This is a genomic window from Burkholderia sp. BCC0405, assembly GCF_902833075.1.
Lineage (GTDB): Bacteria > Pseudomonadota > Gammaproteobacteria > Burkholderiales > Burkholderiaceae > Burkholderia.
This window is the reverse complement of the sequence record NZ_CADFEO010000025.1, coordinates 82,063-104,566: the sequence shown is the minus strand read 5'-3', so window position 1 is coordinate 104,566 and position 22,504 is coordinate 82,063. Positions and strand designations below refer to the sequence as shown.

Sequence of the window (22,504 nt, the reverse complement as noted above, 5' to 3'; positions counted from 1 at the left end):
TTACTTGTTCGAGGCGAGCGCCTGGTTGAGCTGGTCGGCCGATACGGCGCCCGGCAGGCGGCGGCCGTCCGGCAGGAAGATCGTCGGCGTGCCCGTGACATTCATCCCGCGGCCGAGCGCGAGGTTCTTGTCGAGCGCCGTGGTATCGCAGGTACCGGCGCCGGACGGTGCGCGATGGTCGAGCATCCAGCTCTGCCACGTTTTCGCGCGGTCGGTCGCACACCAGATCGCCTTCGACTTCGCGGTCGAATCCGGCGACAGCACCGGGTACAGGAACGTGTAGACGGTCACGTTGTCGACCGACTGCAGCGTCGTCTCGAGCTTCTTGCAGTACGGGCAGTTCGGATCGGAGAACACCGCGATCTTGCGGGCGCCGTTGCCCTTGACGACCTTGATCGCATTCGCGAACGGCAGGCTCGCGAAGTCGATCTTGTTGATTTCGGACAGGCGTGCGTCGGTCAGGTTCTTGTGCGTCCTGGCGTCGACGAGATCGCCGAGCAGCACGTAGTCGCCGGCCGCGTCGCTATAGATGATCTGCGAGCCGAGGTTCACTTCGTAAAGGCCCGCGACCGGCGATTTCGACACGCTCTTGATCGGCGCGTCGTTGCCAAGGCGGGCCTGCAGCGTGGCTTTCAGCTTGTCGGTGGTCTGGTCGGCCTGCGCGGTGCAGCCAAGCGTCGCCATCGTGACGGCCAGCGCCAGCGACGCGATGCGGATCGTTTTTTTCATCGAAATCTTCCTTCAGCTCAATCGGTGTGCACGGCACAGTGTACGCCGTAACGGAACCGTGTCCGACCGGCGAAGCCGCCGAAGGTTCGATCAGCCGAGCGCGGCCGACACGAGCCAGCGCTTCACGAACGGCTGCGCGCCGACGAAAGCCATGCCTGCGTTGCGCACGGCCTTCGCGACGGAGCCCGGCACCGCGAACAGCCGCTGCAGCCCGTCGGTCGCGACCATCAGCGCGCGGATGTCCTCGCGGCGCGAACGCTCGTAGCGGCGCAGCAGCACCGTATCGCCGAGATTGCGGAAGCTTTCCTTGCCGGCGATCGCATCGGCGAGCGCCGCGACGTCGCGCAGCCCGAGGTTCATCCCCTGCCCCGCGAGCGGGTGGATCAGGTGCGCGGCGTCGCCGACGAGCGCGACGCGGGGCGCGATCAGCTTGTCGATCGTCTGCAGCGCCAGCGGGAAGCCGGCGGCCGGCGTCACGCAGTCGAGCGTGCCGACCTGGCCGTGCGACACGCGCTCGACTTCGGCCGCGAGCTGCGCCGGATCGAGTGCGAGCAATTGGTCCGCATGCGCGGTGTGCGCGGACCAGACGAGCGACACATGGCCGTCCGGCAGCGGCAGCAGCGCGACGATCTCGCCTTCGTGGAACCACTGGTAGGCCGTCTCGCGATGCGGCAGCGACGCCTTGAAGTTCGCGACAACGCCGGTTTGCCGGTAGTCGCGCCGCTCGATCTTGGCCCCCATTTGCGAGCGCACCCACGAATGCGCGCCGTCGGCGCCAACGATGAGATCCGCTTCCAGCACCTGCCCCGACGACAGCGTGAGCACGGCCGCGTCGTCGCGCACGTCGAAGCCCTGTGCGCGCGCATCGAACCACATGAGGTTCGGCTGGAACCGCAGCGCGGCATCGAGCGACGCCTCGACCAGCGACGATTCGGCGATCCACGCGAGCTGCGGCACGGAAGCCTGGTACGCGGAGAAATGCAGTTCCGCGTGCGCATCGCCGTACACGCGCATGTCGTAGACCGGTGCGAGCCGGCTATGATCGAGCGCCTGCCAGACCCGCAGCCGCTCGAGCAGCGCCTGCGAACTGGAGGACAGCGCGTAGACGCGCGTGTCGAATGCGAGATCGGCGGGGCGCGGCGTGGCCGGCTGGGCGAGCAAGGCTGTCTTGTAGCCGGACTGGGTCAGCGCGAGCGCGGCCGTCTTGCCGACGAGCCCGCCGCCGACCACGGCGACGTCGAAGGTATGGTGGGCAGTCATGGCGGGCATTATAGCCGCGGGGCCAAACCCTTACGCGGCCGGACTTTGCGGGAAATCAGCAGAATCGCAGGCCGATGCGGCAGCGCGGCGGCCCGCCGCATCGGCCGTTCGGCGCCAGCCCGGAATCCGGGGCGTCGGCACGGTACAATAGCGCCTTTGACCGTCGGCCCGTCGCGCCCCAAGCGCCGGCCGCCCTTTTTTCCCGCGCCGCCGTGCCCTGTCCGGCCGCGCCGCCTTACCCGTCCGAAGGATTCCATGAGTCTCAAATGCGGCATCGTCGGCTTGCCCAACGTCGGCAAGTCCACCCTGTTCAATGCGCTGACCAAGGCCGGCATCGCCGCCGAGAACTACCCGTTCTGCACGATCGAGCCGAACGTCGGCATCGTCGAAGTGCCCGATACGCGCCTGAAGGCGCTCTCCGAGATCGTCAAGCCGGAGCGCGTCGTGCCGGCCGTCGTCGAGTTCGTCGACATCGCGGGCCTCGTCGCGGGCGCGAGCAAGGGTGAAGGCCTCGGCAACCAGTTCCTCGCGAACATCCGCGAAACCGACGCGATCACGCACGTCGTGCGCTGCTTCGAGGACGAGAACGTCATTCACGTCGCCGGCAAGGTCAGCCCGATCGACGACATCGAAGTGATCAACACCGAACTCGCGCTCGCCGACCTCGGCACCGTCGAGAAGGCGCTCACGCGTTATTCGAAGGCTGCGAAGTCGGGCAACGACAAGGAAGCGGCGAAGCTCGTCGCGGTGCTCGAGAAGGTGCGCGCGCAGCTCGACCAGGGCAAGGCCGTGCGCGGCCTCGCGCTGTCGGACGACGAAGAGGCGCTGCTCAAGCCGTTCTGCCTGATCACCGCGAAGCCGGCGATGTACGTCGCCAACGTGAAGGACGACGGTTTCGAGAACAACCCGCACCTCGACGCGGTCCGCAAGTACGCGGAAAGCGAGAACGCGCCGGTGGTGGCCGTGTGCGCGGCGATCGAGGCGGAAATCGCCGATCTCGACGACGCGGACAAGGAAGCGTTCCTCGCCGACATGGGCATGGAAGAGCCGGGCCTCGATCGCGTGATCCGTGCGGGCTTCAAGCTGCTCGGCCTGCAGACCTACTTCACCGCAGGCGTGAAGGAAGTACGCGCATGGACGATCCATATCGGCGACACGGCACCGCAGGCGGCCGGCGTGATCCACACCGACTTCGAGCGCGGCTTCATCCGCGCGCAGACGATCGCGTTCGACGACTACGTCACCTATAAGGGCGAACAAGGCGCGAAGGAAGCCGGCAAGATGCGCGCGGAAGGGAAGGAATATGTCGTGCACGACGGGGATGTGATGAACTTCCTGTTCAACGTCTGACGCGTCAAACGACGCTGTTTCGTGCAGCGTCACAGTCACCCCGAAAGGCCCGCGAGCAGCGGGCCTTTCTTTATTCCGGAGCGACTCATGAAGGTTGGCGGGGGCGCTCGCCGACAGTCTTTTCGTCATTTCCTTCGTAGCCTCCGTTGCGCAGATCATCTGTGCCGCAGACGCAGTTCGACCCAACCCCTTCACTCGGGCCGGACGTTCTCATTCGCCATCTGCCCCCCCTCCCGGCACGACCGCTAATCGCGCGTCGATTTCATCATTCGCTTCGGTTGTCGAAGTGATCCATGTATGAAGTTGCCGTCGTCGATGAAATCAGAAAGGTTCGATTTTTGCGACTCCAAATTTCAACGCGGCGCCCTATTGCCGAACACCCTGGGTTGCCACGGGCAAGTGCATTCGCTTACCCCGGCAAAACAAATGGCCCGACCGGCTAACGCCGATCGGGCCATTTTCATGACAGGCGGCTCACCGCGATACCATCACTGCATCACATCGCCGACACCCGCCGCCCCGCACTCGCCCGCGCATCGCGACCGCGCTTGTTCAGCCACGACGCCAGCAGCACGATCAACGCCAGCACGGCCGTCGCCCCCACTTCCATCCGGTGATCCTCGCTCACGAACATCACGGTCAGCGTGCCGCAGATGAACAGGATCACGGCCCACGTGAGCCACGGGAACAACCACATCCGCAACGTCAGGTCCGCGCCGCTCGATTCGAGCGTCTTGCGCATCCGCAGCTGCGAGATCGCGATCACGAGATACACGAGCAGCGCGATCGCGCCCGACGTCGCCAGCAGGAAGCCGAACACCTGTTCCGGCATCAGGTAGTTCGCGATCACGGTCAGGAAGCCGAACGCGGTCGATGCGAGCACGGCCGCACGCGGCGTGCCGGTCGAATCGGTGCGGTGCAGGAACGCCGGCGCGTCCTTGCGCTTGGACAGCGAGAACAGCATTCGCGACGCGGTGTACAGCGCCGAATTCAGGCAGCTCGCGACCGACACGAGCACGATCACGTCGATGATCGCCTTCGCGTTCGGGATGCCGATCAGCTCCATCGCGCGCTGATACGAGCCGTGCTTCGGCAGCAGCGGGTCGTTCCACGGCACGATGGCCGCGACGACGAGAATCGAGCCGAGATAGAACAGCGTGATGCGCCAGATCACCGAGTTGGTTGCACGCACGATCTGGCGTTGCGGGTTGTCCGATTCGGCGGCCGCGATCGTCACGATCTCGGTGCCGAGGAACGAGAACATCGTCGTCAGCATCGCCGCGAGCACCGCGCCGGCGCCGTGCGGCATGAAGCCGTCATGCACGAACAGGTTCGACACGCCCGACACGGCCGGCGCCGGGATGATGCCGACGATCGCCGCGCCGCCGATGCACAGAAACACGACGATCGCGACGACCTTGATCAGCGCGAACCAGAATTCGAATTCGCCGTAGTTCTTGACCGAGAAGAGGTTGGTCACCGTCAGCACCAGCGTGATGCCGAGCGCGAATACCCAGGTCGCGACGCCGGGGAACCATGCATTGAGGATGGTCGCGGCGGCGGTCGCCTCGATCGGGATCACGAGCACCCAGAACCACCAGTACAGCCAGCCGATCGAGAACCCGGCCCAGTGGCCGATCGCGCGATCGGCATAGGTGGAGAACGAACCGCTGTCCGGATGCGCGACGGCCATCTCGCCGAGCATGCGCATCACCAGCACGACCAGCACACCGGCGATCGCATACGCGAGGATCGACGCCGGGCCGGCTTCCGCGATGGCGTGGCCGGAGCCGACGAACAGGCCCGCGCCGATCACGCCGGCAATCGACATCATCGTCACGTGCCGCTGCTTCAGGCCCGTACCGAGGCCTGTGTTGCTTCCACTCATCTGTCTCTCTCCAAAAAACGGTTCCGGTATGGCCGGGTATCGCGTGAAGGCAGCACGGGGGATTGTGGTTCTTGAGCCGGGCCGGATGCGGCGCCTGCACGGGATGCAGGCGCGAAGCCGGATCGGGGGCCGTTCCGGAACGGCGCGCGATGCAGTCTGCGAAGCTGCGGGTGCGATGCGGCGCGCAGGGCGCCGGCGCATCGCGTGCGCCCATTCCGTCGGCTTTCGTCAGCTGCCTTCGAAGCGAAGGAGTGTAAGCATCAAACGGTTCTTCACTGAGAACCAATTGAAGAATTTCGATGGAACCACTTGTTGCATCGACGTCGATCGATGCAACGCTTGTACCCGTTCGCGGCGGCTCGCGAGCGTGCCGAAAGCCCCCGGCCACACGTGGCCGGCCGGACGCAACCGACGCGTCAGCGCGTGCCGCTCGCCCTCTCGTCGCGCCATTTGGCGGGGACGACGGCCTGCCATTCTCGCAGAAGCAGGTTTTTCACGGCGTCCGGACGGGCCGCCGACAGCCGCACCAGCACGATCGGCCAGCCGGCGTAGTGATCCGTCACGTAATACACGTCGGGTTTCGATTCGATCAGCCACGCGCGCTCGTCGGGGCCGACGCCGTTCACGACGAGCGTGTCGCCGTCCTCGCGCAGCCGCGCGAGTATCTTGCCCTTCACCCTGAGTGCGGGCGTGCCGTACGACATGCCTTCCTCGACGCCGCGCCACGCCAGTGCGATCTGCCGGACGTCGTCGAATGTCATGGGGCCTCCCGGCTGGATGCCTTCGGTGCACGATCCGGCCACCCTACCGGCATTCGCGAAGGTGCGCCGGCCGAAGCACGCCTATCCGCGCGCCGCATGCGCGGCCGTCGACACACGCCCCGTCGTCGCGACGATTGCGAACGCGATTGCATTCGCGGCGGCGCTGGCCAGGATCGGCACGAGATAGCCGCCGCCCGCGTCGTAGATGAAGCCGGCCGCGGTCGGCCCGATCAGCGTGCCGAATGCGACGCTCGTATAAAGCACGCCAATGATCCCGCTCACGTTGCGGCCGCCGAAATGGTCCATCACGACCGCCGGCAGCACCGCGACCCAGCCGCCGTAGAACACGCCGAACACGAGTGCGAACGCGGCAAGCGTCGCGACGGTGCCGGCGCCCGCCCACGTGACGAGCGCGACGGCCATGCCCGCGAACATCGCGAGCAGCGATGTGCGGCGGCCGAAGCGGTCGGCGAGGCCGCCGAGGAAGAAACGGCCGGCCGTGCTGCCGACGCCGATCGCGCCGAGCAGCAGCACGGCCGTCGACGACGAGACGCCATGATCGAGCGCGTACGGCACGAGGTGAACGAACGGGACGAACACGCCGAACGAGCAGATGAGGCATGCTGCGTAGAGGCTCGCGAACGGTCGCGACGTGACGGCTTCACGCACCGTCGCGCCGGCTGACGCCGAAGCGGCAGCCGGCCTGCGGCCCGCCGCCGCGCCGGACGCCGAAGCCCCCGCATCGCGCCCGGTGACTTTCACGCCGCCTTCCACGGGCTCATGCGCCGCCTCCCCGTCCGGCAGCAGCCCCCGTCCGCGCGGATCGTTCTCGATCAGCAGCGACATCCCCGCGCCGATCACGACCGCGATCACGGCCAGCGTGAAATACGCGCCGCGCCAGCCGGCGTGCGCGATCAACGCGGATGCGAGCGGCGGCATCACCAGCGTACCGACGCCGATCCCGGCGACCGCGAGCCCCGACGCGAAGCCGCGCCGGCGCACGAACCAGCGCTGCACGGCGCCGACGGCCGGCACGTACGCGCAGCCGACGCCGAGACCGACACCGAGCCCGTACGCGACATAGACCTGCACCAGCGTATGCGCGGCCCCGGCAGCCGCGAGCCCGATGCTCGTCAACAGCATCCCGGCGACGGCAAGCCGCCGCGAGCCGAAGCGGTCGGCCAGCGGCCCGCTGACGATGCCGAAACCGAAATACAGGAAGCCGGCCAGCGAGAACACGAGCGAGATCTGCCCGCGCGACGCGGAGAAATCCCGCTGCAGCGACTCGACGAACGCGCTGAACGTATATGCGCTGCCGAAACCGACGAACGTAACGGCGAACGCGGCCGCAACCACGTACCAGCCATAAAAAAGGCGCGACGCGCCCGGGTGGTTCATGACGATGCTCCTCTCAGGCTCCACCGGCCGCCGCACAACGACCGGATTGCCTCATGGATATAGTTGAACTATGTTGATCGCATCGGCCGCCAACCGGCAATCGCAAGGCATACGATCGAATGCGTCAACGGTACTTGTGCGTACGCGTCGTCTCAAACGATATTTCGTCGGACTTTCGATTTAGAAAAACTGAATGAATCGCTCCCGCTTGCCGCCGCTCAACGCGCTTCGCGCATTCGAAGCGGCCGCCCGCCACCTGTCGGTGAAGGCGGCCGCCGAGGAGCTGTCGGTCACGCCCGGTGCGGTGAGCCAGATGATCCGCACGCTCGAGACGCATCTCGGCGTGCAGCTGTTCGAGCGCGTCAACCGCGGCATCCTGCTCACGGCCGCCGGCCGCGACTACCTGCCGCCGGTGCGCAACGCATTCAGGCAGATCGCCGATGCGTCGCAGCGCGTGTCGGGCGCCGCCGACAGCGGCGTGCTGACGGTGAGCGTCACGCCATTCTTCGCATCCGCGTGGCTCGTCCCGCGCCTCACGCAGTTCCGGGACGCTTGCCCGGACGTCGACCTGCAGGTCGTCACCAGCCACGCGCTCGCGGATTTCTCGCGCGACGGCGTCGACGTCGCGATCCGTCATGGCCTCGGGCGCTACATCGGGCTGTGCAGCGAGCGCCTGCTGACGGTGGAAATCGTCGCGCTCGCGTCGCCCGCGCTCGTCGCGCGGCTCGGCATGCCGGCAACGCCGGCCGACCTCGTCGGCTGGCCGCAATTGCACGACGCCGAGCGCAAGGGCTGGCACATCTGGTTCGGCGCGCAGCGGATCGACGATTTCGGCCCGCCGCGCGGCCCCGCGTTCGACGATTCGGGCCTGTTGCTGCAGGCGATCGTCGCCGGCCAGGGCGCCGGGCTGCTGCCGGCCGCGATGGTGCGCGGCGAGCTGGCGAGCGGCCGGCTCGTGCAGCTCGCCGACGTCGCGTGGCTCGACGATTTCGCGTACTACCTCGTCTATCCGCCGCATCACGCGGAACGGCCGAAGGTCGCCGCATTCCGCCGCTGGATCCTCGACGCCGCGCAGGCCGACGGTGCGGCATCGATGTCCGGCGCGGCGTAGCGCCCTCCCTCACGGCGCGGTTCCTCGGCCGATCGGCTAACATGCGGCCCGACACCGATAACAACAGACCGAGAGAAACCATGGCTGCCCTGCTCCGCCGCGCGACACGCCTCGCGACCTTGTCCGCCGCGCTCTTCGTCGCGTGTGCCGCGTTGCCGCCTTCCGCGCATGCCTACCGCGCATCGCCCGGCTACGGCAACGAAGCCGATCTCGACCGCCACGACACGTATCGCAACCGCGACGGCGAAACCGTGCACGCACCCGCGCATTCGAAATCGGGCCGCGTGCCCGACGGTGCGAGCGCGCGCTGCCGTGACGGCACGTACAGCTTCAGCCGTCACCGGCGCGGCACGTGCTCGGGGCACGGCGGCGTCGCCGCGTGGCTGTAGCCTCGGCCGATCGGCCAATCCGGACCGCAGCGGCCACCCGCCGCTGTCAGCGACACTCGGCGGCGAAGTACAATAGCCGCTCGCGCCGCCGACACGCGGCGCCGCCGCCGCGCCGCGCGCGGCACGCTCCGTACCGAATCACCCGACGCCGCCACGCGCGCGCTGCGCGGCAGTCTCAACCACTTCTGAATTTCACACCGAAATGGCCCAATACGTTTTCACGATGAACCGGGTCGGCAAGATCGTGCCGCCCAAGCGCCAGATCCTGAAGGACATCTCGCTGTCGTTCTTTCCCGGCGCGAAGATCGGCGTGCTCGGCCTGAACGGCTCGGGCAAGTCGACGCTGATCCGCATCATGGCGGGCGTCGACAAGGACATCGAAGGCGAAGCGACGCCGATGCCGAACCTGAACATCGGCTACCTGCCGCAGGAGCCGCAGCTCGACCCGACGAAGACGGTGCGCGAAGCCGTCGAGGAAGGCCTCGGCGACCTGTTCCAGGCCAACAAGAAGCTCGAGGAAATCTACGCGGCGTACGCGGAGCCGGACGCCGACTTCGACGCGCTCGCGGCCGAGCAGGCGAAGTACGAAGCGATCCTCGCGTCGAGCGACGGCGGCAGCCCCGAGCAGCAGCTCGAAGTGGCCGCCGACGCCCTGCGCCTGCCGGCGTGGGACGCCAAGATCGAACACCTGTCGGGCGGTGAAAAGCGCCGCGTCGCGCTGTGCAAGCTGCTGCTCGAAAAACCCGACATGCTGCTGCTCGACGAACCGACCAACCACCTCGACGCGGAATCGGTCGACTGGCTCGAGCAGTTCCTGGTGCGCTTCCCGGGCACCGTCGTCGCGGTCACCCACGATCGCTACTTCCTCGACAACGCGGCCGAGTGGATTCTCGAACTCGACCGCGGCCACGGCATTCCGTGGAAGGGCAACTACAGCAGTTGGCTCGACCAGAAGGAAGAGCGCCTGAAGCAGGAAGAAGCGTCGGAATCGGCGCGCCAGAAGGCGATCAAGAAGGAACTGGAGTGGGTGCGCCAGAACCCGAAGGGCCGCCAGGCGAAGTCGAAGGCGCGTATCGCGCGCTTCGAGGAACTGAGCAGCCAGGAATACCAGAAGCGCAACGAGACGCAGGAAATCTTCATCCCGGCCGGCGAACGCCTGGGCAATGAAGTGATCGAGTTCAAGAACGTCAGCAAGTCGTTCGGCGACCGCCTGCTGATCGACAACCTGAGCTTCAAGATCCCGGCCGGCGCGATCGTCGGCATCATCGGCCCGAACGGCGCCGGCAAGTCGACGCTGTTCAAGATGCTGACGGGCAAGGAACAGCCGGATTCGGGCGAAGTCGTGATGGGGCCGACCGTGAAGCTCGCGTACGTCGACCAGAGCCGCGACGCGCTCGACGGCACGAAGACGGTGTTCGAGGAAATCTCGGGCGGCGCCGACGTGCTGACGGTGGGCAAGTACGAAACGCCGTCGCGCGCGTACATCGGCCGCTTCAACTTCAAGGGCGGCGACCAGCAGAAGATCGTCGGCAACCTGTCCGGCGGTGAACGCGGCCGCCTGCACCTCGCGAAGACGCTGATCTCGGGCGGCAACGTGCTGCTGCTCGACGAACCGTCGAACGACCTCGACGTCGAAACGCTGCGCGCGCTGGAAGACGCGCTGCTCGAATTCGCGGGCTCGGTGATGGTGATCTCGCACGATCGCTGGTTCCTCGACCGCATCGCGACGCACATCCTCGCGTTCGAAGGCGATTCGCAGGTCACGTTCTTCGACGGCAACTACCAGGAGTACGAAGCCGACAAGCGTGCGCGCCTGGGCGAGGAAGCCGCCAAGCCGAAGCGTCTGCGCTACAAGCCGATCAGCCGCTGACCGGCCCGGGTGCCCGCCCCGCGGCAACGCGGGGCCGCGCACCGAGGGCAGCCGCATCGGAACGCGGCACAACAAAAAAGCGGGCCGCTGGCCCGCTTTGTTCATCTGATGGCGGGCTGCTCGCCCGCCGCTTACGCGAGCGCGCCCAATTCGCGCAGCCGCGCCTCGGTCGCCGCCGCACTCGTGTGATGAATGCCGTGCCAGCCGAGCGCGGTCGCGGCCGCGGCATTCTTCGCGTTGTCGTCGATGAACACGAGTTCGTGCGGCGCGATGCCCGGCAAGTGCGGTTCGATCCGCGCATGCATCTCGCGGTAGATCGCCGGATCGGGCTTCACGAGCTTCACGCGGCCCGACACGACGATCTCCTTGAAACGCCGCAGCACCGGGAAGTTGTCCCACGCATACGGAAACGTCTGCGCGGACCAGTTCGTCAGCCCGAACAGCGGCATCCCCTGCGCGTCGAGCCGATCGACGAGCGCGGCGCCTTCATCGAGCACGCCGCCGATCATCTCGTGCCAGCGCGCGTAGAACGCGCGGATCAGCGCCTCGTGCTCCGGAAACTTCGCGACGCGCTCGGCCGTGCCTTCCTCGATCGTCTGCCCGCCGTCCTGGCGGATCACCCAGTCCATCGCGCAGACATGCGCGAGAAACCAGCGACGCTCGGCCTCGTCGGGAATCAGTTGCCGGTAAAGATAGTCGGGGCTCCAGTCGATCAACACGCCGCCGAAGTCGAACACCACGGCCTTGATCGTCATGCGAACTCCATCGCAAGAACGTCCGCGAGCGGGCGCGGCGTGACCGGGTTGCCCGACAGCGTATTGTTCTGCCATACGAAGTGATGGTGCGCGACGATCTGCGCGGCCGACAGGTGCGTACGCTCGTTCGTCGTGTGCAGGTCGGACACGACGGTCGTCCGGTAGCCGAGCAGCGCCGCGCCGCGCGCGGCCGAATCGACGCAGAACTCGGTCGCATAGCCGCAGATCAGCACCGAACGGATGCCGTGGCGGTCGAGCTGCGCCGCGAGCGGCGTGTCGTGAAACGCGTCGCTCACCTGCTTGCGCACGTGCCAGTCGTCGTTCCCGACGACCAGCCCCGCGTGCAGCTCCCAGCCCGGCGTGCCGGGCACGATGTCGTCGTCCGCATCGCCGTCGTGCTGCACGAAGCACACGGGCGCGTTCGCCGCGCGCGCCGCCGCCGTCAGCCGGTTGATGCCCGATACCACGTCATCGAGCCGGTAAGCGGGCCGCGCCCGCTCCACCAGCCCGCGCTGCATGTCGACCACGATCACTGCGGTGTCCGCCATTGCCTGCCCTCGGTTGTGTCGTTCGGCCGTGGTTCGGCCGTTGTCGCTTGCTGTGTCAGATCGGCTGCGTACGCGCGTCGAGCCACGCCTTCGCATCGCCGCTCAGGTGCCGGCCGACGCGCTCGCGCACCGTCGAGTGATACGCGTTCAGCCACGCGCGTTCTTCGTCATGCAGCATCTCGATCAGCACGCAGCGCGTGTCGATCGGGCACAGCGTCAGCGTCTCGAATGCGAGGAAATCGCCGAATTCCGTCTGCCCGGCCGCGCGGTTCACGACCAGGTTCTCGATCCGGATGCCCCACTGGCCGGGACGGTACACGCCCGGCTCGATCGACGTGATCATGCCCTCTTCCATCGCCGTATACGGCTCGGCCGGCGCGTAGTGCGAGATCACCTGCGGGCCTTCGTGCACGTTCAGGAAGTAGCCGACGCCATGCCCCGTGCCGTGGCCGTAGTCGAGCCCGGCCGCCCACATCGGCGCGCGCGCGATCGCGTCGAGCATCGGCGAGCGGATGCCGCGCGGGAAGCGGGCGCGCGACAGCGCCATCATCGACTTCAGCACGATCGTGAAATCGCGCCGCTGCAGGTCGCTGACGGTGCCGACCGGCACGACGCGCGTGATGTCGGTCGTGCCGGTCACGTACTGGCCGCCCGAATCGATCAGCAGCAGGCCGTCGCCGGCGATCGTCGCGTGCGACGCCTGCGTCGCGTGATAGTGCGGCATCGCGCCGTTTGCGTTGAAACCCGCGATCGTCGCGAAGCTCGCCGACACATAGCCGGGGCGCCGCGCACGCGCGGCCGTGAGTTTTTCCTCGATCGTCAGCTCGGTGATCGTCTCGCGGTTCACGGCCTGCTCGAACCACGTGAAGAATTCCGCGAGTGCTGCGCCGTCGTGTTCCATCGTCACGCGCACGTGCTCGATCTCGGCGGACGTCTTGCGCGACTTCGCGAACGTCGACGGATTCACGGCCTCGACGAGCTTCACGCCGGCCGGCACGGCCTCGAGCGTGCCGAACGTCACGCGGCGCGGGTCGATCAGCAGCGTCGCGCCGTCAGGCAGCGACGCAAGCGCGGCGCGCGCGGCGTCGTAGGCGCGAACGTCGACACCGTCCTTCGCGAGCGATGCGGCCAGCGCCGGCGACACCTTGCCGTCGGCGACGAACAGCGTCGCGCGATCGGCGCCGATCATTGCGTGCGCAACGAATACGGGATTGAAGTTGACGTCGGCGCCGCGCAGGTTGAACAGCCATGCGAGGTCGTCGAGCGTCGAGACGAAATGCCATTGCGCACCCTGCGCGCGCATTGCGCGGCGCACTTCGGCCAGCTTGCTCGCGCGTGTCGTGTCGGCCTGCGGCGCCGCGTGCTCGAACACCGCGTCGCCGGGCAGCCCCGGCCGCTCGGGCCAGATCGCGTCGAGCAGGTCGAGATCGGTGCGCAGCGCGATGCCGCGCGCATTCAGCGCGCCCGTCAGCCCGCGCGCGGCCGCGACGCCGAGCACGGCGCCGTCGACGCCGACCGTCGCACCCGCCGCCACGTTCTGCGCGAGCCAGTCGACGTGCGGCGCGCTCTGCTGCCCGCCCGTCATCTTCATCAGTTGCACGCCCGTGCCGGCCAGTTCGGCATCGGCCTGCACCCAGTAGCGGCTGTCGACCCACAACCCCGCGAAATCCGCGGTCACGACCAGCGTGCCGACCGAGCCGGTGAAGCCGGACAGCCAGCGGCGGGCCTGCCAGCGCTCCGGCAGGTACTCTGACAGGTGGGGATCGGCGGACGGCACGAGATAGGCGGCCAGGTCCTCGCGGGCCATGGCGCCGCGCAGCAGCGCGAGGCGGGCCGGCACCGGCGAGACTTCGGGAAGACGGGCATTCATGATTTCACCTGAGAACATTCAGCGACGGGCCGACAGTGCAACCGTCACGGCTACGACGAGGAACGCGACACCGGTGCAGACCGGCCATTCGAGCGTCTCGCCATCGTAAAACAATCCAGAGAGATTGCCGGCCATGCGGGCCGCACCCGCGCCGACGACGCCGGCGAGCACCGCGATCCACCACGCCGGCCGACCCGTGCGCCGCATCGGATGCAGCCATCGGCCGAACAGCCCGACGGCCGCTCCCAGGACAAGCATTCCAAACCAGTTCATTCGACGCCTTCTATAAATTCAGATTCGTCCCATAGGCGTGAACGTTGCCAGCGGCTAGCATCGATTCATCCATCGAACCCGAGACCAGCCGGGTGCCGCCAACATTCGAGTGTAGGGGCCGACTCGGCGTTATGGCAAGCGTGCGCCGGCTGCCGTATTGAAGAAATTCTCATGCGAATCGCTCTGATCGATCCGGACGCGCGCCACGCCGCGCTCCTGAACCGCCTGCTCTTCGCAGGCGGTCACGTGTGCCACGCGTTTCCGTCCAGTGCGGCGTTCTTCGAGTGGCTCGCCACCGGCACCTGCGACATGCTGATCACCGGCCAGTGGGCCGGCGACCAGCCGGCCGAGGAAGTCATTCCGCGCGCGCAGGCCATCCTGCCCGGGCTGCCCGCCATCGTCGTGATGCTGTTGCCGCGCGAAAGCCAAATCGTGTCGTGCCTGCACGCGGGCGCCGACGATTGCCTCGTGCGCCCCGTGAGCGGGCCCGAGATGCTCGCGCGCGTCAACGCGCTGAGCCGGCGCGCCGGCGTGCGCCGGGCGCCCACCCGCTCGCGCGAAATGTATGGCGACTACGCTTTCGACGCCACGCACTGCCTCGTTCGCTTTGGCGACGCAATCGTTTCACTCACGCCGAAGGAGTTTCGTTTCGCGCAGTTGCTGTTCACGAACCTGTCACGGCCGGTGTCGCGCGCCCATATCCTCGAAACAGTGTGGGCGCGCCGCCGCGACATGAAGTCGCGCACGCTCGATACCCACGCGTCCCGGCTGCGCAGCAAGCTGCAACTGCTTCCGGAGCGCGGCTACCGGCTGCTGCCGCTCTACGGCTATGGCTATCAACTTGACCGCGTGCCGATCGAGCCCCCAAATTCCCGGCCCCGGCACGCCGATGCCCGGTATGCGGCGGGTGAGGAAATCGCTGAAACGCTATAATATGGGGCTAAACGATAGCCCTCGATATGCAACTCCTCACGATCGGAATCAATCACCACACTGCGCCTGTCGCCCTGCGCGAACGCGTGGCGTTTCCGCTCGAGCAGATCAAGCCGGCTCTCGTCACGTTCAAGAACGTGTTTCTCGGCCCCCAGGCGCCCAATACGCCCGAAGCAGCGATCCTCTCCACCTGCAACCGCACCGAACTGTATTGCGCGACAGACGATCGCGCGGCACGCGAAGGCGCGGTCCGCTGGCTGTCGGAGTATCACCGGATTCCGGTCGACGAGCTCGCGCCGCACGTCTATGCGCTGCCGCAGTCGGAAGCGGTCCGGCACGCATTTCGCGTCGCATCCGGCCTCGATTCGATGGTGCTCGGCGAAACCCAGATTCTGGGCCAGATGAAGGACGCCGTCCGCACCGCGACGGAAGCCGGCGCGCTCGGCACCTATCTAAACCAGCTGTTCCAGCGCACGTTCGCGGTGGCGAAGGAAGTGCGCGGCACGACTGAAATCGGCACGCAGTCGGTGTCGATGGCCGCCGCCGCCGTGCGCCTCGCGCAACGGATCTTCGAAAAGGTGTCCGATCAGCGCGTGCTGTTCATCGGCGCCGGCGAGATGATCGAGCTGTGCGCGACGCACTTCGCCGCGCAAGGCCCGCGCGAACTCGTGGTTGCGAACCGCACGGCCGAACGCGGCCAGCGGCTCGCCGAGCGCTTCAACGGCCGTGCGATACCGCTCGCGGATCTGCCTGCCCGCATGCACGAATTCGACATCATCGTGTCGTGCACGGCGTCGACGCTGCCGATCATCGGCCTCGGCGCAGTCGAGCGCGCAGTGAAGGCGCGCCGCCACCGCCCGATCTTCATGGTCGACCTCGCGGTGCCGCGCGACATCGAGCCCGAGGTCGGCAAGCTGAAGGACGTGTTCCTCTACACCGTCGACGATCTCGGCGCGATCGTGCGCGAAGGCAACGCGTCGCGCCAGGCTGCCGTCGCGCAGGCCGAAGCGATCATCGAGACGCGCGTGCAGAATTTCATGCAATGGCTCGACACGCGCAGCGTCGTGCCGGTGATCCGTCACATGCATACGCAGGCCGACGCACTGCGCCGTGCCGAAGTCGACAAGGCGCAGAAGTTGCTCGCACGCGGCGACGATCCGGCCGCCGTGCTCGAAGCGCTGTCGCAAGCGCTGACCAACAAGCTGATCCACGGCCCGACGAGCGCGCTCAACCGCGTGAACGGCGCCGATCGCGATTCGCTGATCGACCTGATGCGCGGCTTCTACCAGCACGCACCGCGCTCGAACGACCAGTCCGGCCACTAGCGACGGCCGATCGCCCTGCCGCCGGCCGCGCGCCGGCCTATCCTTTCCGAATACCCCTTGCCCGGGAGCGCCGCTCCACACCATGAAGACGAGCATGCAACGCAAGCTCGACCAGCTGTCCACACGGCTGGCCGAACTGAACGACCTGCTGAGCCGCGAAAACGTCACGGCCGACCTCGACCAGTACCGCAAGCTGACGCGCGAACATGCTGAACTCGGCCCGGTGGTCGAACAGTATGCACTGTGGCGCCAGTCGCGCAGCGACGAGACGGCCGCGCAGGAGCTGCTCGGCGATCCGTCGATGCGCGACTTCGCGGAAGACGAAATCCGCCACGCGCGCGAGCGCATGACCCGCCTCGAAACCGAGCTGCAGAAGATGCTGCTGCCGAAGGATCCCAACGACGACCGCAACATCTTCCTCGAAATCCGTGCGGGCACGGGCGGCGACGAATCGGCGCTGTTCGCGGGCGACCTGCTGCGCATGTACCTGCGCTTCGCGGAGCGCCAGCGCTGGCAGGTCGAAATGATGTCGGAGAGCGCGTCGGATCTCGGCGGCTACAAGGAAGTGATCGTACGGATCGCGGGCCAGGGCGCGTATTCGCGCCTGAAGTTCGAATCGGGCGGCCATCGCGTGCAGCGCGTGCCCGCCACCGAGACGCAGGGGCGCATCCATACGTCCGCGTGCACGGTCGCGGTCATGCCGGAAGCCGACGAAATCGGCGAGGTCGAGATCAATCCGGCCGACCTGCGGATCGACACGTTCCGCGCGTCCGGCGCGGGCGGCCAGCACATCAACAAGACCGATTCGGCGGTGCGCGTCACGCACCTCCCGACCGGGATCGTCGTGGAGTGCCAGGACGACCGTTCGCAGCACAAGAACAAGGATCGCGCGCTGAAGGTGCTCGCCGCGCGCATCAAGGACAAGCAGTATCACGAGCAGCACGCGAAGGAAGCCGCAACGCGCAAGAGCCTGATCGGCTCCGGTGACCGCTCGGAACGGATCCGCACGTACAACTTCCCGCAGGGCCGGATGACCGACCACCGGATCAACCTGACGCTGTACCGGCTTGAGGCGCTCATGGACGGCGACCTCGACGAACTGATCAGCGCACTGGTCAGCGAACACCAGGCCGAACTGCTCGCGTCGCTCGGCGATGCCGACTGAGGCCGCGATGCCCGACACCACCGCCCGCGAACTGCTGCGCGCATCGCCGCTCGATGCGGTCGATGCGCGCGTGCTGCTCGCGCACGCGCTCGGCTGGACGCGCACGCAACTGATCACGCGCGGCGACGCGCCGCTCGACTCGGCCGCGGTCGAACGCTACCGCGCGCTCGAGGCACGCCGCCTGGCCGGCGAGCCCGTCGCGCAGCTCGTCGGGATGCGCGAATTCTTCGGCCGGCCGTTCGACGTGACGCCCGACGTGCTGATCCCGCGCCCTGAAACCGAACTGCTCGTCGAAGCCGCACTCGATGCGATCGACGGGCTGCCGCATCCGGCCGTGCTCGACCTCGGCACGGGCAGCGGCGCGATCGCCGTATCGATCGCCGCCGAGCGTCCCGATGCGCGCGTGTGGGCGCTCGACCGTTCGCCGGCTGCACTCGCGGTCGCGCAACGCAACGCCGGCAAGCTGCTCGACGCGCACCGTCCCGGCGGCCCGCTGCACTGGGTGGAGAGCGACTGGTACGCGGCGCTCGATCCGGCGCTCGCATTCGACGCGATCGTCAGCAACCCGCCGTACATCGCGCAGCACGATCCGCACCTCGAGCAAGGCGACCTGCGTTTCGAGCCGCGCGGCGCACTCACCGACGATGCCGACGGTCTCAGCGCAATCCGCACGATCGTCGCCGGCGCCGGCCCCCACCTGAAACCGGGCGGCACGCTCTGGATCGAGCATGGCTACGACCAGGCCGAGGCCGTGCGCGCGGTGCTCGCATCGCACGGCTTCGTCGCAGTCGAATCGCTCGCCGATCTGGCCGCCATCGAACGCACGACAGGCGGCCGCCTGCCGGGCTGATGCCCGGCCCGCCCGGTTGAAATCCGCTATCATTTCGATCTACCGCCCCGCTAAAGCAAGGTCAGTCATGGACACCCAACAACGTATCAAGCAAATCGTCGACGAAAACCAGGTCGTGCTCTTCATGAAGGGCAACGCGCAATTCCCGATGTGCGGCTTTTCGGGCCGCGCCGTCCAGGTGCTGAAGGCCTGCGGCGTCGACCAGTTCAAGACGGTCAACGTCCTCGAAGACGACGAGATCCGCCAGGGCATCAAGGCATTCTCGAACTGGCCGACCATCCCGCAGCTCTACGTGAAGGGCGAATTCATCGGCGGCTCGGACATCATGATGGAGATGTACCAGTCGGGCGAGCTGCAGCAACTGTTCGCCGCCGCGTAATACGCGTCGCCCCGTTTCGATGGCACCTCCCAGCGCGCCGCCACGCCGGCTGATCGTCGCGATCACCGGCGCCACCGGCGCGATCTACGGCGTACGGCTGCTCGACCTGCTGCGCGCCGCCGGCGGCGTCGAAACGCACCTGCTGATTTCAAACGCCGGCTGGCTCAACATCCAGCACGAACTGAAGCTGTCGAAGGCCGATGTCGAAAGCCGTGCGGACGTCGTGCATTCGGTGCGCGACGTCGGCGCGACGATCGCATCGGGGTCGTTCGCGACCGACGGGATGGTGATCGCGCCCTGCTCGATGAAGACGCTCGCGAGCGTCGCGCACGGACTGTCCGACAACCTGATCACGCGCGCCGCCGACGTCACGTTGAAGGAACGCCGCCGCCTCGTGCTGATGGTGCGCGAAACGCCGTTCAACCTGGCGCATCTGCGCAACATGACGGCCGTCACTGAAATGGGCGGCATCGTCTTCCCGCCGCTGCCCGCGTTCTACGCGATGCCGAAGACGATCGAGGAACTCGTCGACCAGACTGTCACGCGCGTGCTCGACCTGTTCGCGCTCAGCGCACCGCTGACGACGCCGTGGGCCGGCATGCGGCACGCCCAGTAAGCGCGCCTCCACCGACCCGTTCTCCGCGCATCTTCGCCGATTTCAACGGCAAATCACTCGATTTCACGAATACAACGCCCACCTGCCGTGGAACGCACAACGTCGCCCGCATTATCAACAAACAAGCGTTAATCAAATTCGGAATCGCGGATTTATCAATACCCCGTGCGCGCCTATAGTCACAGGCAAATCCCTTTGCAGGCCACCACCATGAACCGCTTGCCTTCGCTCTACCTGTCCCACGGCGCCCCGACGCTGCCGATCGACCCGACGCTGCCGTCCGGCGCATTCACGCACCTCGCTGCCGAATTGCCACGCCCGCGCGCGGTGCTGATGCTGTCCGCGCACTGGGGCACGCAGCGCCCCGTCGCCAGCATCGCCGCACATCCGGAAACGATCCACGATTTCTACGGCTTTCCGCAGGCGCTGTACGACATCCGCTACCCGGCGCCCGGCGCGCCCGACATCGCCAAGCGCGCGGCCGGGCTACTGAATGCGGCCGGCATCGAGACCGCGACGACCGAGCACGGCCTCGACCACGGTGCATGGGTGCCGATGCTGCTGATGTTCCCGGAAGCCGACGTGCCGGTGGCGCAGTTGTCGATCCAGCCGCGCGCGGATGCCGCCCACCACTTTGCGCTCGGCCGCGCGCTGCGACCGCTGCGCGACGAAGGCGTGATGGTGATCGGCTCGGGCCAGATCACGCACAACCTGCGCGCCGCCGATTTCGGTGCGGCCCCCGAGGATGCGGACCCGCGCGTCACGGAATTCACCGACTGGTTCGAGGCGAAACTGGCCGCGCGCGATGTCGACGCGCTGCTCGACTACCGCCGGCAGGCGCCGCATGCAGCGTTGATGCATCCGACCGACGAGCATCTGCTGCCGGTGTTCACGGCGCTCGGCGCGGCGGACGACGACTACCAACTCGGCATCCAGTCGCTCGGCACTTACCAGCGCGTGCTCGCGATGACGAACTACGTGTTCGCCAGCACGGCCGCCTGAGGCCTGAGCGTCGCACGGTAAGCGCCGACCGCCCAACAAAAAGCCCGCCCGAGCATCGCTCGGGCGGGCTTTTTTCCGCTGCTGGCTGCCGCCGCCGAATCCGGCGGCAGGTTCACGCGTCAGGCACCGATCCCTTCGAGGATCTCGTCTTCCGATTCACGCTCGTCGAGATACTTGGTCCGGTAGCCGGTATTCACGCCCCAGAAGTAGAACACCAGCGAAATGGCCGCGACGATCAGCATGTCCCAGCCGTACGGCAGCACGCCGTGGCCGCCGAACTCCTTGCTGCCGATCAGCGACAGCACGGCCATCGTCGGCAGGTACGCGACCAGCCACCATGCAGCCTTCAGGTCGTCACCCCAGCCGGTCCAGCCCGACTTCGCCTGGAAGTAGAAGTACACCGGCAGCGCGACGATCATCAGCAGGATGATCTCGCCCGTCAGCGGCCACTTCGCCCAGTACAGGATCAGCGACGCGCAGACGAATGCGAACGGGGCGATCAGCTTCATCAGCGGAATCGACAACGGACGCTCGATGTCGGTCGCCGCACGACGCAGCGCCATCAGGCTGATCGGGCCGGTCAGGTACGAAATCACCGTCGCCACCGAAATCACCGCCGCGAGCGAGCTCCAGCCGCGGAAGAAGAACAGGAAGATGAACGAGACCAGCAGGTTGAACCACATCGCCTGGCGCGGCACGCCGTAGAGCGGGTGCACGTTGCCGAACATCTTCGGCATCGTGTTGTTGCGCTCCATCGCATAGATCATGCGGGTGGTCGTTGCCATGTACGTCGTACCGGTGCCGCTCGGGCTGACGAATGCGTCGACGTACAGCAGGATCGCGAGCCAGTTCAGGTTCAGCGCGATCGCCAGTTCGGCGAACGGCGACTTGAAGTTGAAGTGCGACCAGCCCTGCGCGACGTCGGCCGGATTCACCGAGCCGATGTACGCCACCTGCAGCAGCACGTAGATCACGAGCGCGATCAGGATCGACGTGATCACCGCGAACGGCACGCTGCGCGACGGGTTGCGCGCTTCGCCCGCAAGGTTCACCGGGCTCTGGAAGCCGTTGAACGCGAACACGATACCGCTCGTCGCGACCGCGGTCAGCACGGCCGACCAGCCGTACGGGGCAAAGCTTGCATTCGATGCGGTGCCGAGGTTTTCCGGATGGTAGCTCGTCAGCATCAGGCCGAGGATCGTGAGGCCGGGGATCAGGAACTTGAAGATCGTGATGGTGGTGTTTGCACGGGCAAACGCCTTCACGCCCCAGTAGTTCAGCATGAAGTAGATGACGACCAGCACGGCCGACAGCAGCAGGCCGGGCGTTGTCAGCTCTCCGTTCACGAACAGCGCATGCGCCCATGGATACGGCCACGTGCTCATGTACTGGATCGACGCTTCAGCCTCGATCGGGATCACGGATACGATCGCGATCCAGTTTGCCCACGCGCTGATAAAACCGACCAGCGAACCGTGCGAATAGCGCGCGTAGCGCACCATGCCGCCCGATTCGGGGAACATTGCACCCAGCTCCGCATACGTCAGTGCAATGGCGAGAATCACGACAGCGCCAATGATCCATGCGCAGATCGCCGCCGGACCGGCAATCTTTGCGGCCTTCCAGGCGCCGAACAGCCAGCCCGAGCCGATAATCGAACCCAGCCCTGTCAGCATCAATGCAAACGGGCCGATGTTCCGTTGAATAGAACTCTTCACATCCTCTCCTGTGTCTCAAAAAGCATGGTCGGCTCGCGGTCCGGGATCGGCTCGGACAGCAACGCGCACGCAATTTTGGGGGGGCGGGCCACCCGATCAGGGCAACCCGGCCGCGCGGCGCGTAGTTTAACGGTTGCACCTGAAACGTGGCGCCAAAATCGTTCGCCCCCTACAAAAAATTCGCGCCGCTTGCAAGCTTTGTAAACCTGATATCCGCAATAACCCTGAGTCCATGGAAATACGGTTGACCACGCGATTGATAAGCCGTATAAAGAACTTCGCAGGATTTCAAGTGGCGAGTGAATTGGTTCTTT

General features: G+C 66.8%; 21 protein-coding genes. 11 read left to right on the top strand and 10 right to left on the bottom strand.

The features are described from left to right. Together HWX36_RS31385 and HWX36_RS31380 are read right to left on the bottom strand one after the other, a co-directional pair. Nucleotides 1-729 carry a DsbC family protein gene (locus HWX36_RS31385; RefSeq protein ID WP_175957712.1) on the bottom strand — a complete coding sequence of 243 codons (729 nt, stop codon included), beginning with the start codon at nt 727-729 and terminating at the stop codon, nt 1-3. 90 nt (nt 730-819) lie between these two features. Then, on the bottom strand, nt 820-1,998 hold the full coding sequence (locus HWX36_RS31380; protein ID WP_175957711.1) for a UbiH/UbiF family hydroxylase: 1,179 nt from the start codon (nt 1,996-1,998) through the stop codon (nt 820-822). A 246-nt stretch (nt 1,999-2,244) separates the two neighbouring features. On the opposite strand from HWX36_RS31380, the gene ychF reads away from it, so the two are divergent. Beyond that, on the top strand, nt 2,245-3,339 hold the full coding sequence (gene ychF, locus HWX36_RS31375; protein WP_069247026.1) for a redox-regulated ATPase YchF: 1,095 nt from the start codon (nt 2,245-2,247) through the stop codon (nt 3,337-3,339). A 496-nt stretch (nt 3,340-3,835) separates the two neighbouring features. Here ychF and gabP read toward each other — a convergent pair whose 3' ends face one another. From gabP to HWX36_RS31360, 3 genes are all read right to left on the bottom strand, one after another. Next, nucleotides 3,836-5,227 (bottom strand): GABA permease, encoded by a 1,392-nt coding sequence (gene gabP / locus HWX36_RS31370; RefSeq protein WP_175957710.1) that lies wholly within the window; start codon nt 5,225-5,227, stop codon nt 3,836-3,838. A gap of 416 nt (nt 5,228-5,643) precedes the next feature. Then, a complete protein-coding gene (locus HWX36_RS31365; protein WP_175957709.1) occupies nt 5,644-5,988 on the bottom strand; it encodes an MmcQ/YjbR family DNA-binding protein in 345 nt (114 codons plus the stop codon). Nucleotides 5,989-6,069: 81 nt separating this feature from the next. After that, complete coding sequence (locus tag HWX36_RS31360) at nt 6,070-7,386, bottom strand: MFS transporter (RefSeq protein ID WP_175957708.1); 1,317 nt, start codon at nt 7,384-7,386, stop codon at nt 6,070-6,072. Between the two features lie 193 nt (nt 7,387-7,579). Between HWX36_RS31360 and gcvA the strand changes: the two genes are divergently transcribed. The 3 genes from gcvA (at nt 7,580) to ettA (ending at nt 10,756) form a co-directional block, all read left to right on the top strand. Next, complete coding sequence (gene gcvA, locus HWX36_RS31355; protein WP_175957707.1) at nt 7,580-8,497, top strand: transcriptional regulator GcvA; 918 nt, start codon at nt 7,580-7,582, stop codon at nt 8,495-8,497. A gap of 80 nt (nt 8,498-8,577) precedes the next feature. After that, nucleotides 8,578-8,886, top strand: a complete 309-nt coding sequence (locus HWX36_RS31350; RefSeq protein ID WP_175957706.1) for a DUF3761 domain-containing protein — start codon at nt 8,578-8,580, stop codon at nt 8,884-8,886. A 202-nt stretch (nt 8,887-9,088) separates the two neighbouring features. Then, nucleotides 9,089-10,756: an energy-dependent translational throttle protein EttA gene (gene ettA, locus HWX36_RS31345; protein ID WP_175957705.1), complete on the top strand. Its 1,668-nt coding sequence runs from the start codon at nt 9,089-9,091 to the stop codon at nt 10,754-10,756. Nucleotides 10,757-10,887: 131 nt separating this feature from the next. Here ettA and HWX36_RS31340 read toward each other — a convergent pair whose 3' ends face one another. The 4 genes from HWX36_RS31340 to HWX36_RS31325 are packed head-to-tail and all read right to left on the bottom strand — an operon-like array spanning nt 10,888 to nt 14,202. Then, on the bottom strand, nt 10,888-11,511 hold the full coding sequence (locus HWX36_RS31340; protein ID WP_175957704.1) for an HAD-IA family hydrolase: 624 nt from the start codon (nt 11,509-11,511) through the stop codon (nt 10,888-10,890). Further along, nucleotides 11,508-12,059: a cysteine hydrolase family protein gene (locus HWX36_RS31335; RefSeq protein WP_175957703.1), complete on the bottom strand. Its 552-nt coding sequence runs from the start codon at nt 12,057-12,059 to the stop codon at nt 11,508-11,510. Before HWX36_RS31335 ends, HWX36_RS31340 begins: the two co-directional genes overlap by 4 nt. 55 nt (nt 12,060-12,114) lie before the next feature. Next, nucleotides 12,115-13,929: an aminopeptidase P family protein gene (locus HWX36_RS31330; RefSeq protein WP_175957702.1), complete on the bottom strand. Its 1,815-nt coding sequence runs from the start codon at nt 13,927-13,929 to the stop codon at nt 12,115-12,117. Between the two features lie 18 nt (nt 13,930-13,947). Then, the gene (locus tag HWX36_RS31325) at nt 13,948-14,202 is read right to left on the bottom strand and encodes a hypothetical protein (protein ID WP_175957701.1); all 255 of its coding nucleotides are present in this window, start codon (nt 14,200-14,202) and stop codon (nt 13,948-13,950) included. A gap of 171 nt (nt 14,203-14,373) precedes the next feature. Here HWX36_RS31325 and HWX36_RS31320 point away from each other — a divergent pair, with 171 nt between their 5' ends. The 7 genes from HWX36_RS31320 to HWX36_RS31290 all read left to right on the top strand — a co-directional run bounded on the left by HWX36_RS31320 (nt 14,374) and on the right by HWX36_RS31290 (nt 20,472). Continuing rightward, nucleotides 14,374-15,135: a response regulator transcription factor gene (locus HWX36_RS31320; protein WP_175957700.1), complete on the top strand. Its 762-nt coding sequence runs from the start codon at nt 14,374-14,376 to the stop codon at nt 15,133-15,135. Between the two features lie 26 nt (nt 15,136-15,161). Continuing rightward, on the top strand, nt 15,162-16,460 hold the full coding sequence (gene hemA, locus HWX36_RS31315) for a glutamyl-tRNA reductase (RefSeq protein ID WP_175957699.1): 1,299 nt from the start codon (nt 15,162-15,164) through the stop codon (nt 16,458-16,460). Between the two features lie 82 nt (nt 16,461-16,542). After that, on the top strand, nt 16,543-17,625 hold the full coding sequence (gene prfA / locus HWX36_RS31310; protein ID WP_175957698.1) for a peptide chain release factor 1: 1,083 nt from the start codon (nt 16,543-16,545) through the stop codon (nt 17,623-17,625). Between the two features lie 7 nt (nt 17,626-17,632). Continuing rightward, a complete protein-coding gene (gene prmC, locus HWX36_RS31305; RefSeq protein ID WP_175957697.1) occupies nt 17,633-18,475 on the top strand; it encodes a peptide chain release factor N(5)-glutamine methyltransferase in 843 nt (280 codons plus the stop codon). Between the two features lie 67 nt (nt 18,476-18,542). Further along, nucleotides 18,543-18,854: a Grx4 family monothiol glutaredoxin gene (gene grxD, locus HWX36_RS31300; RefSeq protein ID WP_006477066.1), complete on the top strand. Its 312-nt coding sequence runs from the start codon at nt 18,543-18,545 to the stop codon at nt 18,852-18,854. Nucleotides 18,855-18,873: 19 nt separating this feature from the next. Continuing rightward, complete coding sequence (locus HWX36_RS31295; RefSeq protein ID WP_175957696.1) at nt 18,874-19,470, top strand: UbiX family flavin prenyltransferase; 597 nt, start codon at nt 18,874-18,876, stop codon at nt 19,468-19,470. A gap of 210 nt (nt 19,471-19,680) precedes the next feature. Further along, nucleotides 19,681-20,472, top strand: coding sequence for a class III extradiol ring-cleavage dioxygenase (locus HWX36_RS31290; protein WP_175957695.1), 792 nt, complete (start codon nt 19,681-19,683; stop codon nt 20,470-20,472). A 119-nt stretch (nt 20,473-20,591) separates the two neighbouring features. On the opposite strand, the gene HWX36_RS31285 is transcribed toward HWX36_RS31290, so the two are convergent. Continuing rightward, complete coding sequence (locus HWX36_RS31285; RefSeq protein WP_175957694.1) at nt 20,592-22,190, bottom strand: APC family permease; 1,599 nt, start codon at nt 22,188-22,190, stop codon at nt 20,592-20,594. Nucleotides 22,191-22,504: the final 314 nt, after the last annotated feature.